17 protein-coding genes are annotated in these 15,432 nt (G+C 41.4%); 6 read left to right on the top strand and 11 right to left on the bottom strand.

The window, feature by feature from the left end:
- Positions 1-6 precede the first annotated feature (6 nt).
- The 6 genes from OFO01_RS05110 to ilvC are packed head-to-tail and all read right to left on the bottom strand — an operon-like array spanning position 7 to position 5,713.
- Positions 7-1,254, bottom strand: coding sequence for a glutamate-5-semialdehyde dehydrogenase (locus tag OFO01_RS05110; protein WP_270859220.1), 1,248 nt, complete (start codon positions 1,252-1,254; stop codon positions 7-9).
- Entirely contained in the window at positions 1,255-2,373 is a 1,119-nt protein-coding gene (gene proB / locus OFO01_RS05105; protein ID WP_270859113.1) for a glutamate 5-kinase, read from the bottom strand.
- Between the two features lie 36 nt (positions 2,374-2,409).
- Positions 2,410-2,802 (bottom strand): Holliday junction resolvase RuvX, encoded by a 393-nt coding sequence (ruvX, locus tag OFO01_RS05100; RefSeq protein ID WP_270859112.1) that lies wholly within the window; start codon positions 2,800-2,802, stop codon positions 2,410-2,412.
- Between the two features lie 19 nt (positions 2,803-2,821).
- The gene (locus OFO01_RS05095) at positions 2,822-3,613 is read right to left on the bottom strand and encodes a DNA-processing protein DprA (RefSeq protein WP_270859111.1); all 792 of its coding nucleotides are present in this window, start codon (positions 3,611-3,613) and stop codon (positions 2,822-2,824) included.
- Positions 3,597-4,688 (bottom strand): divergent polysaccharide deacetylase family protein, encoded by a 1,092-nt coding sequence (locus tag OFO01_RS05090; RefSeq protein ID WP_270859110.1) that lies wholly within the window; start codon positions 4,686-4,688, stop codon positions 3,597-3,599. The genes OFO01_RS05095 and OFO01_RS05090 overlap by 17 nt, the downstream gene beginning before the upstream one ends.
- Positions 4,689-4,690: 2 nt before the next feature.
- A complete protein-coding gene (gene ilvC, locus OFO01_RS05085) occupies positions 4,691-5,713 on the bottom strand; it encodes a ketol-acid reductoisomerase (RefSeq protein ID WP_270859109.1) in 1,023 nt (340 codons plus the stop codon).
- Between the two features lie 108 nt (positions 5,714-5,821).
- Here ilvC and OFO01_RS05080 point away from each other — a divergent pair, with 108 nt between their 5' ends.
- The 6 genes from OFO01_RS05080 to rpsR all read left to right on the top strand — a co-directional run bounded on the left by OFO01_RS05080 (position 5,822) and on the right by rpsR (position 10,893).
- Positions 5,822-6,622: a hypothetical protein gene (locus OFO01_RS05080; RefSeq protein WP_270859108.1), complete on the top strand. Its 801-nt coding sequence runs from the start codon at positions 5,822-5,824 to the stop codon at positions 6,620-6,622.
- Positions 6,619-8,541 (top strand): RNB domain-containing ribonuclease, encoded by a 1,923-nt coding sequence (locus OFO01_RS05075; protein WP_270859107.1) that lies wholly within the window; start codon positions 6,619-6,621, stop codon positions 8,539-8,541. The genes OFO01_RS05080 and OFO01_RS05075 overlap by 4 nt, the downstream gene beginning before the upstream one ends.
- Complete coding sequence (locus OFO01_RS05070) at positions 8,541-9,524, top strand: hypothetical protein (protein ID WP_270859106.1); 984 nt, start codon at positions 8,541-8,543, stop codon at positions 9,522-9,524. The genes OFO01_RS05075 and OFO01_RS05070 overlap by 1 nt, the downstream gene beginning before the upstream one ends.
- Positions 9,525-9,633: 109 nt before the next feature.
- Entirely contained in the window at positions 9,634-10,041 is a 408-nt protein-coding gene (rpsF, locus tag OFO01_RS05065; RefSeq protein WP_270859105.1) for a 30S ribosomal protein S6, read from the top strand.
- 11 nt (positions 10,042-10,052) lie between these two features.
- Entirely contained in the window at positions 10,053-10,619 is a 567-nt protein-coding gene (locus tag OFO01_RS05060; RefSeq protein WP_270859104.1) for a single-stranded DNA-binding protein, read from the top strand.
- A 13-nt stretch (positions 10,620-10,632) separates the two neighbouring features.
- Positions 10,633-10,893, top strand: a complete 261-nt coding sequence (gene rpsR, locus OFO01_RS05055; RefSeq protein ID WP_270859103.1) for a 30S ribosomal protein S18 — start codon at positions 10,633-10,635, stop codon at positions 10,891-10,893.
- Between the two features lie 45 nt (positions 10,894-10,938).
- Here the strand turns inward: rpsR and OFO01_RS05050 are convergent, their stop codons facing one another.
- The 5 genes from OFO01_RS05050 to hemW are packed head-to-tail and all read right to left on the bottom strand — an operon-like array spanning position 10,939 to position 15,406.
- Entirely contained in the window at positions 10,939-11,988 is a 1,050-nt protein-coding gene (locus OFO01_RS05050; protein WP_270859102.1) for a hypothetical protein, read from the bottom strand.
- Positions 11,985-13,004 (bottom strand): tRNA preQ1(34) S-adenosylmethionine ribosyltransferase-isomerase QueA, encoded by a 1,020-nt coding sequence (gene queA, locus OFO01_RS05045; RefSeq protein WP_270859219.1) that lies wholly within the window; start codon positions 13,002-13,004, stop codon positions 11,985-11,987. The genes OFO01_RS05050 and queA overlap by 4 nt, the downstream gene beginning before the upstream one ends.
- Positions 13,001-13,786, bottom strand: a complete 786-nt coding sequence (gene tatC, locus OFO01_RS05040) for a twin-arginine translocase subunit TatC (protein WP_270859101.1) — start codon at positions 13,784-13,786, stop codon at positions 13,001-13,003. The genes queA and tatC overlap by 4 nt, the downstream gene beginning before the upstream one ends.
- 3 nt (positions 13,787-13,789) lie before the next feature.
- Positions 13,790-14,290: a Sec-independent protein translocase protein TatB gene (gene tatB / locus OFO01_RS05035; RefSeq protein ID WP_270859100.1), complete on the bottom strand. Its 501-nt coding sequence runs from the start codon at positions 14,288-14,290 to the stop codon at positions 13,790-13,792.
- Positions 14,291-14,347: 57 nt separating this feature from the next.
- Positions 14,348-15,406 carry a radical SAM family heme chaperone HemW gene (gene hemW, locus OFO01_RS05030; protein WP_270859099.1) on the bottom strand — a complete coding sequence of 353 codons (1,059 nt, stop codon included), beginning with the start codon at positions 15,404-15,406 and terminating at the stop codon, positions 14,348-14,350.
- Positions 15,407-15,432: the final 26 nt, after the last annotated feature.

Here is a 15,432-nt window from a genome sequence, read left to right as displayed (position 1 = left end):
TTTTCCTTATCTGATTTGTCCCTCGCCACGCACGATGTATTTCGTGGTAGTGAGTGCCTCCACGCCCATTGGACCGCGCGCGTGAAGCTTTTGTGTGCTTATGCCGATCTCGCCACCAAATCCAAACTCGCCCCCGTCGCTAAATCTGGTCGAAGCGTTGGCATAGACGACTGCGCTATTGATTTCGTTTAGAAATTTTTCGATATTGGCTGAGTTTTGGCTTAAAATCGCTTCTGAGTGCGCGCTGGAATTTTCGTTGATAAACTCAATCGCTTCGGCGGTGTTTTTTACGATTTTAACAGCCATTATTAGCGATAAAAACTCCGTGCCAAAGTCGCTAGAATCCGCTTTTTTGGTGTTTGCGAAATTTGTAAATTTCGCGTAAATTTTCTCATCTAGGCGAAATTCTACTTCGTTCATTTCCTTTAATAAAATCGGTAAAATTTGCTTTGCGATATTTTCGTGTAAGATTAGGCATTCTAGCGCGTTGCAGACACTTGGGCGTTGGGTTTTTGCATTTTTGATAATCTCTACTGCCTTGCTTAAATTTGCGCTCTCATCGACGAAGGTATGGCACACGCCAGCCCCTGTGATGATGACTGGGATTTGCGCGTTTTGCGTGATGAAGTCTTTGAGATTTTTACCGCCACGAGGGATTAGCACATCGATCCACTCTTTTAGCTGGATTAGTTTTAGCACATCTTCGCGCTCTTTGGATTTTATGAGTGATACTGCGCCGCTAGGCAGGCCAAATTTCTCTCCCACACGGCAAAAAATTTCGCTTAGGCAGATATTTGAGGCAAGAGCGCTAGCTGAGCCTCGCAAGATTATCGCATTACCCGCTTTTAGCGCGAGTGCGGCGGCATCTATGCTGACATTTGGTCTGCTTTCATAAATCATAGCGATTACGCCAAGAGGCACGCGCACTTTGGCGATACTCATGCCGTTTTGGTGTCGCCAGCCTCCCACGATCTGCCCGATTGGATCAGGAAAATTGGCTAACTCTTTTAAGGCCACGCTCATTGCGCTAATCCTGCTATCATTTAGCGTGAGTCTATCAATGAGAGCCTCGGAGATACCTGCCTCGCGCGCGTTTTTTATGTCGATTTGGTTTTGTTCTTTGATAAACTCTTTTTGAGCGATTAGCTCATCAGCCACGCCAAGCAAAATTTGATTTTTTTGCTGGCTACTTAGCTTTGCGACCTCGTTGCTTGCGCGTTTTGCGCGTTTTGCTAATTCTAAAATTTCCATAATCTATCCTAAGACAATATTGTTTGCATGCACGATATAATCATCGCTCACGCTAGGTAAAATTTTCTCATATTCGCTCGATTTTTTCCCCATAATCAGCGAAATTTCAGAGGCGCAGTAGTTTGCGATACCGCGCGCGATACGCTGTGAATCCGCGCCCAGTATTTCGATGACATCGCCCCGCTCAAACTCGCCACTTACACTCACAATCCCCACACCTAGCACGCTTTTGCCGTTTTTTATGGCTTTGTATGCGCCCTCATCAAGGCTGATTGCGCCACGCACATTGGCACCATAAGCGAGCCAGTATTTTTTCGCACTAATGGATTTTTCCTCTTTGCAAAAAATCGTTCCAACCTCCTCGCCAGCGATGATTTTGGCTAAAATTTTGCTCTCTTTTCCATTTGCGATTATCATATTTGCACCGATTTTAGTAGCCATTTTAGCAGCACTAAGCTTTGTTGCCATGCCACCAGTGCCAAATTTCGACCCCACATCGCCTGCCATTTTAAGGGTGTTTTCGTCGATAAAATTTACGATTTTTATCAGTTTTGCGTCAGGGTTCGTGCTAGGGTTTTTATCATAAAGCCCGTCGATATCGCTTAAAAGCACGAGCAAATCAGCGTCGATTAGCCCGGTTACTAGCGCGCTCATTGTGTCGTTATCGCCGATTTTAAGCTCATCGCCACTGACTGGATCGTTTTCGTTGATGATAGGGATAATGCCTTGCGAAAGCAGGGCGGTAGCGACATTTCGCGCACTTAGGTAGCGCGCGCGGTCGCTAAAATCAATGCGCGTCAGCAAAAGTTGCGCGATAATCTCATCATGCGCCCAAAAAAGCCTCTCATACAGGTGCATTAAAGCGACCTGTCCCACGGCGGCTAGGGCTTGTTTGGCGCTTAGCTCTTTTGGTTTTTGCTTGATTTTTAGTATGCCCATACCAGCCCCAACCGCGCCAGAGGTTACTAGCACGACCCCAAAGCCTTGTTTTTTGAGTTCGCAAATTTGAGCCACGAGCGATTTGATAAAGCCCTCATTTAGCGAGCCGTCACTGTGAGTTAGCGTGCTGGTGCCTACTTTGATAACGATTCGTTTGGTGTTTTTTAGTAGATTTTTTCTCATTTTTTGCCTTTTGAAATTTTGGTATTTTACCTAAATTTAGCCATTTTTCGCCAAAAATCGCTCTAAAATTATCATCGCTGCGACGCTATCAAATTTCTCATTTACACCGCCTTTTTTCGTGCTTTTTAGCGCGAATTCCTTCGCCTCGACACTAGAAAAGCTCTCGTCTTGGTAGCAAATTTCGCCATTAAATTCTAAAAGCGAGACAAAATGTTTTATGCGACGCTCCATTTCTTCTTCGCTAGCACCGCCTTTGGGAAGGCCAACGACGAGCTTTTGCGCTCCCCTTTCGCGCAAAAACTCGCTAGCTTCCCTGGCGGCTTGGTTGCGGTTTTTGCGCAAAATAGGCTCGCTAGGAAGGGCAAGTGCGCCATTTGGGCTGATTGCTACGCCGATTCGTTTAAGTCCCACATCGAAAGCTACTATCAAATTTAATCCTTTTTTTGGGTTATGCAAGCGAAATTTTTGTCGCTTCGATTATGATTTTTCCCTCTAATTCGTATTCGTAAATGCGCTCGCCAAATTTCATCAATGCTTCATCTAAGCTCGAATTTAGCGCGACAAAATCCAAAATTTCGTCGCTGTGTGAAAAGAGATTTTTTGGTTTTTCTTTTCCGCTAAATTTAGCCACAAATTTATCCAAATCGCTAATTAGCGTGGCGTCTTTTTTGGCTAAAAGCTCGTTGGTGCCGATACTCTCGTCGATTCTGTGTGGCAGGACAAAGACAGGAATCCCAAGCTCTCTTGCGATACGCGCGCTTTGAAGCGAGCCCGATTTTGGCTCGGCTTGGGCTACGATTAGGGCTTGGCAGAGGGCTACTACTATGCGGTTGCGCTCTAAAAACTGAAAATTTCGCGCAGGCGTGCCGTCTTCGTATTCGCTCAGTGCTAGGGCATTAGCGTAAATTTTGCGTATCATATCCTCGTTTTGTTTGGGATAAATTTCATCTAGCCCGTTTGCAAAAACAGCAATCGTGCGCGAAAATGCGCCCTCATGCGCCGTGATATCGCAGCCAATCGCAGCCCCTGAGACTACGCAAATACCAGCGTTTGAGAGTTTTTGGGCTAATTTTGTGATTAAATTTTTGGTGTAAATGCTCATTTTGCGAGAGCCTACGATTGCGATTTTTGGCATATCTAAAAGCTCTAAATTTCCCTTGTAATACAGGGTTTTAGGCTCTGTTTTGCCAAGGCGAGATAGGGCAGGGATTTTGAAATTTAGCTCATTTGTAGTATTCATAAATTTCGCCTAGATAGATGACTTCGACGCCATTTAAAATATCTGCGCTATTTTCTAGGGCGGTGAAGGTGGATTTTTTGGGGTGGCCGATAGCTATGGCAAAGCCCCTTTTCTGCGCGATTTGCACGGCTTTTTGTAGCATTTGGCGCACAGCTTTTACCTCGTCGGTATTATCAATAAAAACATCTCTATAAACATAGCGTAAATTTTGCTTTTTAAGCTCGTCGGGAGCCTTGGTCTGCGCGCTCGTGCGAGAATCGACGAAATAAAAATCGTATTTTTGCATAGCTTTGATTAAATTTCGCATCGAGGCTGAATTTGCCGTAAATTTCGAGCCTGTGTGGTTGTTGATAAATTTAGCGTGCGGGAAATCAGCTCTGATTTGCGCTAGAAAATTTTCGATTTCTTTGTAGCTATCGCCCACTTTTAGCGCTTTTACATCGTGAGCGAAGACCTCTGCCTCCATTGGCAAATGAATTGCGAAATTTTGCAAATTTTTAGCCAGAGCCGGGGTGTTTTTGTAATTTTTCGCCGGCGGGAAAATCGATGGCGTAACCTTTATCGGTAGAGCCTTGATACGCGCTATTTGCGCGCTTGTGGAAATATCGTCCATTATGATAGCTAGTTTTGGTTTTGAGCCTTTTGGCAGGGTTTTGGCTGGTTTATTGCTAGGGGTTGAAATTTTTGGCTCTGTTTTTTCCTGCGATTTTGGCGTGATTTCGCCTATACTTTGGGCTGCGATTTTGGCTAATTCTTCTTTTATGATTTCTTCTTTTGTTTTTGAAATTTGGGTTAAATTTTGCTCTTTTATCTCAGGCGAAATTTGGGGGGCAGGTTTTGCCACGCTCAAATTTTTATCTTTTTGAATTATGGGTTTTGAAATTTCGCTTTTATTCTCATCGCGCGGGAGTTTAAGCACAATTTTTGGCTCGTCTTTGAAAAATTTATTTAGCACGGCATACGAAAGAGCGGCGCAGGTAAAGCAAAAAATTGCGATTAAAATGTATTTTATGAAATTTGGATTGAAATTTAATAAGGGCGCGTTTTTGCGCCCTTTGGTGCGTTTTTTAGCCAAGATTAGTTTTTATCTTTGTCGATGATTTTGCCGCTTGCGATCCATGGCATCATACCACGAAGTCTTTCGCCTGTTTTGGTGATTAGCGCGTTTGCAGTCATATTGCGCTCTGCGTTCATTTTGACATAGCCAGCTTGGCGCTCTAAAATGAAGTTTTTCGCAAAAGTTCCGTCTTGGATCTCTTTTAGGATTTTTTTCATTTCGGCTTTTGATTGTTCGTTGATGACGCGTGGTCCGCTGACATAATCGCCAAATTCAGCTGTGTTTGAGATAGAGTATCTCATATCAGCCATACCGCCTTGATAGATCAAATCTACGATTAGTTTCATTTCGTGTAAGCACTCGAAATACGCCATTTCTGGGGCATATCCAGCTTCTACTAGGGTCTCAAAACCAGCATTTATTAGCGAGCATAGACCACCGCACAAAACAGCTTGTTCGCCAAATAGGTCTGTTTCGGTCTCGTCTTTAAATGTAGTCTCGATGATACCGCTTCTGCCACCACCAATCGCGCTAGCATAGCTTAGAGCGATCTCTTTTGCCTTGCCAGAAGCGTTTTGCTCTACTGCGATTAGATCTGGGATTCCGCCACCATTTACAAATTCATTGCGCACAGTGTGTCCTGGGGCTTTTGGCGCTATCATAATTACATCTATGTTTTTTGGAGCCTTGATTTGTCCAAAGTGGATATTAAATCCGTGAGCAAACGCGATTGCTGCGCCGTCTTTTAAATTTGGCTCGATTTCGTTTTTGTAAATTTCGGCTTGAAATTCATCTGGGGTTAGTATCATTATGACATCTGCCTCTTTTGTCGCATCAGCTACGCTTAATACTTTAAAACCCTTGTCCTCGGCCTTTTTCCAGCTTGCGCCACCTTTTTTTAGCCCGACTACTACTTCTACGCCACTATCGCGTAAATTTTCAGCGTGAGCGTGACCTTGTGATCCAAAGCCAATCATAGCCACTTTTTTTGAGCGAATTAAATTTAAATCGCAGTCTTTGTCGTAATACACGGTAATTGCCATGAGCCATCCTTTTTTAAAAAAATTTTGCGTGATTTTAGCGCAAAAATGCTTTTATGTAGCTTTTTTGTGATATTATAAACGCAAAATTTATGAACGGAAAATGTAGATATGCAAAGCTTTATTAGCGAAAAAATCGCTTCAATGCCTAAATTTAACGATAAAATTTTAAAAATTTTAAGCTCATTTGACAATGCTAGTAGCGATGATGAGATTATTTTTCAGATTATGAATAACCCAGAATTTGAGAGTAGGATACTAGACTACGCATTTAGCACTTTTGCGCAAATTAGCATGGAAAAAACCCTTTCAAACGCTTTTAAATTTTACGGGCGAGAGGGGGTTAGGGCGCTATTTTTGTTTAGTATTTTTAAGGGTAAATTTGAGCTAAATTTCGAGTGTTATAAGACAGATCGCGCTAAGTTTAATGAAATTTCGCTAAAAAGACATCTGTTTTTAAAAGAGTGGATTAAATTTTATCCAGAGATTTCGCCTGATATCCTATCTAGCGTGATTTTAATGGATTTTGGCAGGGTTTTTATCAGCGAATATATCGCTAAGCACGATAAAAACAGCGAGTTTTATCTGCATATCAAAAACTGCCTTTTCCCGCAGGATTTCACCGATGTGGAAATGCGATTTACTGGTATGAGTAGAGAGAGCGTGGGGGAGGTTTTGTTTAAGCATTTTGGGCTAGAAAAAATCGCCAAAGACATATATTTTTCTGATTTAATAGATGAAGCGCCGTTTGAGAGTGCGAGGCGATACGAAATGCTAAAAGTAGCCAAAACCGTAATGGGGATCTATCACTGCTTCGATGAGCGCAGTATCGACAATACGCTAAATTTGCTAGTAGAGTTTGGCTTGGAGCAAGAGGCGTTTTTCGAAGCTAAAATAAGGGCTGGATTATGAAGGAATTTTTAAGCTCGCTTAGCCTTGGAGTGGTGGAAAAAAATCTAAATTCTGACCAAAAAGAGTTGGTGCGAAATTTGCTAAATTTAGGCGCATTGAGCTCTCACAAAGGCAAAATTTATCTAAATAATAGCTATGTTTTTGGTAGGCTTGATATCGCGCGCGATGGGACTGGGTATTTGCAAAGCTACGATGATAGATACAAAAAAGATTTGATAATCGAAAACAAATACCTAAATGGCGTGCATTTAGGCGATATAATCCTAGCAAAAATCATCAACTCAAAAAAGGCTAGAATTCACGCCAAAGTGCTAATGTGCGTGAAACCTGCCTTTTCATCAAGCGTGGTTTATACGAAGAATTTCGGGCGCGAAATTTTGGGCGTAAATGTTAAAACAGGCCTTGCAAACCCGCTCAAAGCCACGCAAAAATCGCTCAAAATGCTTCCACCTGGCACGCTTTTGAAAATTGATAATTTAAGCAATGAAATTTGCGAAGTTTTAGGGAATTTAGACGATCCGTGGGTCGATGAGAAAATTTCACTTGCGATTTATAACAAAAACGACGAATTTAACGAAGCCTGCAAGGAACAAGCCCTTAGCTTCGGTTCATCGGTCGATCCCACGCTTTACCCAGATCGCGTGGATTTGCAAAATTTGAGCTTTTGCACGATTGATCCAATCGATGCTAAGGACTTTGACGACGCGATTTATTATGATAAAAAAAATCGCATAGTCTATGTCGCAATCGCCGATGTGAGCGAGTATGTCAGCGAATACTCACCGATTGACAAGGAGGCGAAGGTAAGAGGGTTTTCGATATATTTCCCTCATAAATCCGTCCCAATGCTTCCGCGCGAGCTTAGCGAAAATATCTGCTCGCTAATGCCGAATTTACCGCGATTAGCATTTGTTTTTAAAATTTGCCTTGATGAAAATTTGAGCGTGATTAGCGAGGAGCTGTTTTCAGGCATAATCAAATCAAAAAGGCGTTTTAACTACGATGAGGTCGATGAGATTTTGCGCACAAAAAGTGGCTGCCAGAGCGAAATACTAGACTGGCTACTCCCGCTAAATGAGCTTTGCGAAAAACTTAGAGCGCAAAGATTAAAGCACGGATTTGACTTTCGCACAAAAGAACTTCGCATGAGTATCGATGAGGCAGGGCTTTTGAAATCGACTAGATTTGAGAGCGATACGCCCTCACACAAGCTAATCGAAGATTGTATGCTTCTAGCTAACAAAGCCGCTGCAAAGCGCATAGAAACGGGCGTTTTCCGCAATCACGGCGCGGCTGAATTAAAGAAAATTTTCGCTTTATTGGACGATTTGGCGCTGTTTGGAATAGATGCGATTTATAAGCCAAATTTGGCAAAAATGATAGGCGAAATCCAAGCCCAAGCTGACGCGCTTGGCATGCGAGAAGAGGTCGATAAACTCATAATCAAAGCGCAAAAACGCGCTGAATACGGCTCGATTTCACGCGGCCATTTTGGGCTTGGTTTTGATACATACACTCATTTTACAAGTCCGATTAGGCGGTATTCGGATCTGATTTTACACAGGCTTTTAAAGGCGCAAAGCAGGGGCGATGAGAAATTTTATAATTACCTGCTTTTAAACATAGACACGACTTGCGAGAGGCTAAACGAGCTAGAAAGAGAGGCCGATAAGGTCGCATTTGACTTTATGGATCGTAAATTTGCGCGCTGGGCGAGAGAGAATTTGGGGGCTAAATTTCGCTGTTATATCGACGAAAATGCAAATGTCGTAACTGCCAAGCTCGATGATAAATTTAAGGGTGCGAAAATTTTTATTACAAATTTTACTGGTGATATTTTAACGCCAGTTTTGGTCGAAATCACAGACGCAAATATCGCAAGTGGCGTGATTATGGGAAGAGTGGTGAAAAAAATATAATGTATAAAAGAGATTTTGACGCTAGGATTACTTCTGGAAATGTGGCGAATTTTATCTTGCTTCGAGGCGTAGATGACTTTCAAAACGAGCTTTATGCTTGGAGATTAAAGCAAATTTATGGGGCCGAAAATTTTATGAGTTTGTATTTTGGCGAGTATGAATTTAGCGTGGCAAAGAGCTTTTTGGAGCCATCGCTTTTTGGCGAGAGCAACACACTTCATATAAAAACAAACTCTTGCATAAAAAAAGATGAAATTCGCCGTTTGATTGAGTATTGCAAAAACGACGAAAACAACCATTTAATCTACGAATTAAACGAGAGCGAGGGTGCGGCAAGTAGCGATTTTGTGCGGGAGTTTGGCGGAAATGAGGTGAGGTTTTTCCGCCCAAGCAGTATGAAGGAAGCTATGGGATTGCTAGCGCAAAAGTGCGAAATGGTGGGGATTTTCGCAAACAACGCCGCGCTAAATAGAATTTATCAAATTCACAACGAAAATCTAAATTTAAGCGCAGCCGAGATTGAAAAATTCGCAAATTTGGGGATTGAGCTAAATTTGGAAAATGTAAATGATATGGTCTATGGGCTAAGCGAGATAAGCTACGAGGAGCTTTTCGATAAAATTTTTACCCTTAGCGATTTTCGCAAGGATTTTTATAGATTGGCCCAAAATGGCGGATACAACGACATGGAGCTGATAAATCAATTTTACAGATTTTTGCATAGAATTTTTAGGCTTCATATCTCGATAAAAACCGCGAACAATTCCGATTTTAAGGTGATTTTCGGATACACTCCGCCGCCAAATATCGCAAACAAGCTAAAAACATACGCTCAAAGTTTAAATGAAAATTTATTTCGCAAAATTTTCATACATTTAAATAAACTCGAATTTGCGCTAAAAAGCGAGAAAAATTTAATCAAAGACGAGTATTTGCTCGCCTCACTTTTGGAATTGCAAAGAATTTTATCAAAGAAAAACTAGGCTAAAAAGCAAAGATTAAGTCAAAATTTTGTAATATACAGGTTGCATTTTTTGCAAAATCCTTGCCCGCAGATTACATTTGCGAGCTAAAAATCCATAAGGAGAATTTATGAGAAATTACGAGGTTTTATTCATTGTCAAGCCTACGCTGACTGATGATGAAGTAAAAACAAAAGTTGATTTCGTTAAAGAAATCATTACAAAAAATGGCGGAAATATCGCTTCTGTCATCGAAATGGGCGCACGCAAACTTGCCTATAAAATCGATAAATATGAGCGCGGTGTTTATTTTGTCATTTACTTTACTGCCGAGCCAAGCTTGATCGCTGAGCTAGTTAGAAATTTGCGTATCACAGAGGATATCATTAGATTTTTGACTGTGAAATACGAGACAAAACGCGAGGTTTTGGCATGGGAAAAATTAAGCAAAGGCATTAAACTTAGCCCAGCTAAAAAAGAGCGCGAACCACGCGTAGCACCTGAGGCAAAAGAACAAGCAGAGCAAACCGCTGAATAAAAGGATTTTAGATGTTTAATAAAGTAGTTTTGGTTGGAAATTTAACTCGCGATATTGAGCTTAGATATTTACAAACTGGCACCGCAATCGGTAAAACTGGCATTGCTGTAACTCGTAAATTTAATAGCGGAAATGGCGAAAAACGCGAAGAGACTTGCTTTATTGACATTGATTTTTGGGGACGCACAGCAGAAATCGCAAATCAATATTTAAGAAAAGGCTCAAAAGTGCTAGTTGAGGGGCGTTTGAAGCTCGATCAATGGCAAGACCAAAATGGTCAAAACCGCTCAAAACACAGCGTAGTGGTAGAGTCTATGGAAATGCTAAGTGCTCCACAAGGTGGAAATGGCGGAAACAATAGCTACGGCGCAAATAGCGGTAATAGTTATGGTGGTGGATACAACCAACACTCAAACTACTCTAACCCAAATCGCCAAAGCTCTGGTGGATATGGTGCGAACCAAACCGCACAAAATCACTATGAAGCACCGAAAAAAGAGAGCTATGAGAGCCAAATTCCAGAATATGATGTTGATTCGGACAAATATGACGAAGGCAACGATACAATTCCATTTTAATTAAGGAAAAACAATGGCAGAAAAAAGAAAATATAGCAGAAAATATTGCAGATTTACAGAGGCTAAAATCGAATTTATCGATTACAAAGACACAGGGTTACTAAAATATTGCCTTTCAGAGCGTTTTAAAATCATGCCAAGACGCCTAACTGGCACTAGCAAAAAATACCAAGAGATGGTTGAGAAAGCAATCAAACGCGCTCGCCAAGCAGCTCTTATCCCTTATGTCGTAGATCACAACGAAGTCGTTACAAACCCATTTGAAAATCTATAATTTTTCTTAGGCTAGGATTTTTCCTAGCCTATTTTTTTCTCTTTTTTACTCTACTTTCAAAAAGTCTTTATCAATTTTAAGCTGTTTTACTAGATCCAAAATAGCGTAAATTTCATCGTGGAAATACGGCATATCTAGTTTGAAAAAGTTAAATTTCAAATCATTTAATGCTTTTTGCGAATTTGCATTTTTGCGTAAAAATACGAAATGTGCCTCTTCCTTGTCGATTAAATTTAAATAAGCAATCGCAGTTGAGTCTGTGCGCAAAATCTCGCTATCAATTAGCACAATATCGGCCTTGTAAATGCGGTCTGCTAGGTGTGTTTTGAGATTTTCCCAGGTGTTGTTTGGCACTACATTACAACCCGTGCTATCTAAAAAATCCTTCAAATCATCGAAAATTTCTTTATCTTTGTGCGCGATTAAAATTTGATAATTGTATTTTTTGCTTCTTAGTCTGTTTTCTTGCTCCAAATACGAGCATTGAGCGTGCAATTTGATATGGGTTCCGCCATTATCGTTGCTTAGCTCCGCGATTTTGCCGACATCGCCTATGCTTTGTTTGGCTTTGGAAATGTATGGGTCGTTTATGACTTTACCGCTTATGAGGGCGGTTTTTAGGTTGTGGATATATGTGGTGCGGATCTCTTTTTTGACGCTGATATCGACTAAGAGTTGCATCCTTGATAGTCCTGGCTTATCATCTCGCACGGAAAATACGATTTTTATAAGGGTAGGGTCTTTGACATTTTGCAAGAAAAATAGGCAGATATGGTAAATCGCATTTGAGAGATTTATCACATATCCGTCATAATATCGTGGCGCGTCTGGCGGGAATTTGATAAAGACCGAGCTATCGTATCTGCTGCACTCTTCGAATAAAATTTCGCTTTGAAATTTAAGCGGTTTTAAGATATCGACTTGATTTATCGGGATAATTTTCTTTTTTACAGGTTTTATTTCGACTGGCTCTTTTTTAGGGAAAATATCGCCCTTATACGCCCTGCGTCTAAGTGCCTTGCGAAATACGATTCTATATACCAAAACTAATGCCAAAAGCCCTAAAATCCCAAGTAACGCGTAATCTTTAATCATAGTATTATCATCCCGTCGCCATAAGAATAAAATCTATACTTTTGCTCCACTGCTTCGCGGTAAATTTCAAGGGTCTTTTCAAGGCCGATGAAGCTAGCAACCAGCATAATTAAAGTAGATTTTGGTAAGTGAAAATTTGTAAGCAGATAATTTTGCCTAATAGGCGGATTATTTGGGTGCAAAAACAGCTCGCAAGCCCCACATTTCGCGCCATTTCGTGCGAAATTTTCCACAGTTCTAGTAACCGTAGTGCCTACACCTAAAATTTTTTTATCGCTTTTTAAAATACCAGCCGTATCTTGCGCAATGCTGTAAAATTCGGAGTGCATTTTATGCTCTCTTAAATCCCTTGCCTCAACCGGCTTAAATGTCCCAGCACCCACATGTAGGGTAATGTAGTAAATCCCGTGATTTGCTCTAAGCGCGCGTAGCATTTCCTCGCTAAAATGCAGGCTTGCAGTCGGAGCCGCCACAGCCCCTGCCTCGCGCGCGAAAATGCTTTGATACCAGCTCTCATCGTCTTTGGTGTCTTCGCGTTTGATATATGGCGGTAGCGGGACATGGCCGATTTCATCGGTGAGAGCGAAAATTTCGTGTGTGCCAAGCGCGCGATTATCACGGCTAAACTCCACCACTCTAAGCCCATCTTCACAGCACTCTACGACCCGTGCGCGCAAATTTTTATCAAAAACTAGCTCGCTACCCACGCTTACTCGCCCTCTGATATATGCGCTAAATTTATTATCATTTAACGGCGAATTTAGCAAAAGTTCAATCTTGCCACCGCTTGATTTAGCCCCGAAAATTCGCGCTTTTATGACCTTAGTATCGTTAAAGATAATCTCGCAAGGTGGCAAAATTTCAGCCAAATCGCCAAATTTAAGGTGTGAAATTTTATTTTTTTCTCTCTCATAAACCAAAAGCCTTGCGCTCTCTTTTGGCATTAGCGGGGCGTTTGCGATTAAATTTGGTGGCAGGTGGTAATCATAGCTATCTACTAAATTTAAATCCATTATGCCTCTTTTACTGCGCCTTGTGCGCTTTTCTCGCTCTCTTCGTCCTCGTCTGCCTCGTCCTCATCATCGTCTGCTTTGTATGGATTTACCATTTTTGCGATGAGGATTGAAAGGGCGTAAAGCACGATTAGCGGGCCAGCTAGCATGAATTGGCTCAAAATATCAGGCGGTGTCATAATCGCCGCAAAAACGAAGATTATAACAATCGCAAAGCGGAAAAAACTAGTCAAGCTTTTGTTTGTGATAAGCCCTAGTTTGGCTAGGAAAAATGTAACTACTGGAAGCTCAAAACTAATGCCAAAAGCCACAACTAATTTTGTGAAAAACCCGACATATTCGCCGATTTTAAGCATGGCAGAGTATGCCTCGCCACCGAAATTTATCAAAAAGTTAAAAGCTACTGGAATTACGAAATAATAACAAAACGCAGCCCCTAAAAAAAACATCACACTAGCGCTTAGCACAAATGGAATTACATATTTTTTTTCGTTATCATACAGCCCTGGGGCGACGAAAAGCCACGCTTGCCAGAAAATTATCGGCATAGAGAGCAAAAGCGAGGTAAAAAACGAAACCTTCATCGCTGTAAAAAAGGTTTCGCCAAGTTGGGTGAATACGACTTTGCCGTCATCTGGAAGGACTTTGACGAGCGGAGCTTTCATAAAATCTAAGATTATTTCCCAATAATTAAAGCATACGACAAACATAAGAATTACCGTGATTACGCAGATAACTAGGCGCTTGCGAAGCTCGGCAAGGTGTGGTTTTAACTCTTCGAACATATTTTACTCTTTTGAATTTTGTGTTGGATTTGAATTTTGCGCCTGCGGGTACGCTTCTGGTTGCGCTTGCGGTTGTTCCTGCGCCGAATTTTGCGTAGAATTTTGCGCTAAATTTTGCGTAGAATTCTGCTTAGAATTTAGCGAATTTTCCGCCTCATTAAGCGTGGTATTAACCGAGCTTTCTATATTGCTTAGCCCTGCATTTAGCGTATCTTTGACCGAATTTAGCCCGCTTTTTATCTCGTCAAGCTCCTCGAAAGTAAGCTTTTTGCGCATGGTTTCTGTGGTTTTGCTAATGCTTTCTTTGTATTTTTTGGCGTCCTCTTTGAGTTCGGCTATGCGGACTTCTTGGTCGAAAGTGGCCTTTGCGTCGTTGATTGATTTTTTGATGACTTTGAAGTATTTTGCAATCTCAACTAGCGCGCTAGGGAGCTTTTCAGGGCCTAGGGCGATGACTGCGACGATTAAAATTATCGTAATTTCAGGGAAACTGATACCAAACATTAAAATTCCTAAACAAAAAGATTGCGTATTTTAGCTAAAACTTCATTAATCTTAAATTTAATGCTCGCTCACAAATAGGGCGATTTCGTCGGCTAGCAAGAAATTTGGATTGTAAAAAACGCCGTTTTTGAAATCTAGTTTGCCCTCTGCGCTTAAAATTTGGGCGTTTTTAAGCTCTCTTTCGCGCAAAATTTCGCCCCTCACACCCAAAAACGAGCGAAATCCAAGGAAAATTTTCTCCAAAATTTTATCCTCTAAGCTTAAATTTTCCACGCTTTTTGCAAGTGGATTTTGTATGTATTCCTCGATACTGCCTGCGCCGCTGTATCGCACAAATCCGCTCGTACCCACAGCGTGCGCGCCAAATCCAGCGTAATCCTCGCCACTCCAATACGCCACATTGTGCGCGCAACGCCTGCCAGGCTGGGCGAAATTTGAAATTTCGTATTGCGTAAAGCCTAGCTCGCTAGCTTTTTTAAAGAAAAATTTAGCCAAATTTTCATCATCTCTGGCAAATTCTGTGCGCCCAAAAAATGGCGTGCCAGGCTCCAATGTAAGGGCGTATGCGCTTAGATGCGAAACCCTCGCGCGCGCAAACTGCGCAAGCTCAAATTCTAAATTTTGCTTATCATCAAATTTGCTAGCATAAATCAAATCCAAATTTATATTTGAAATTCCCGCGTTTTTGGCGTTATCCACGGCTTCGAAAATTTCATTTTTTCCGTGCGTGCGACCTAGAAATTTGAGTTTTTCATCATTGAAACTTTGCGCGCCAAAACTTATGCGATTTACGCCAAATTTTCGCATTTGCTCTATCCATTTGGGCTTGGCAGAATTTGGGTTTGCCTCGGTTGTAATCTCGGCGTTTTGGGCGAAATTTGGCGAGAGTTTTTCAAAAATCTTTTCATAATACTGCGCCGAAATCGCACTTGGCGTGCCACCGCCGATAAAAATGGTTGAAATTTTGAAATTTTTATTTTTTTTAATGAAATTTGAAATTTCGAAATCCAGCGCGTCAAAGTAGTTTTTAGCTAATTTAAATGCGTCCATGCGTGAGCCAAACGCGCAATACGGGCACTTTGAAGTGCAAAACGGGATATGAATATAAATATGCAAAATTTCTTCCTAGCCAAATTTAAAGG

This window comes from Campylobacter sp. JMF_01 NE2 (genome assembly GCF_027737365.1).
Taxonomy (GTDB): domain Bacteria; phylum Campylobacterota; class Campylobacteria; order Campylobacterales; family Campylobacteraceae; genus Campylobacter_B.
The sequence above is the reverse complement of the archived record's forward strand: the minus strand, read 5'-3'. Positions and strand labels throughout refer to the sequence as shown.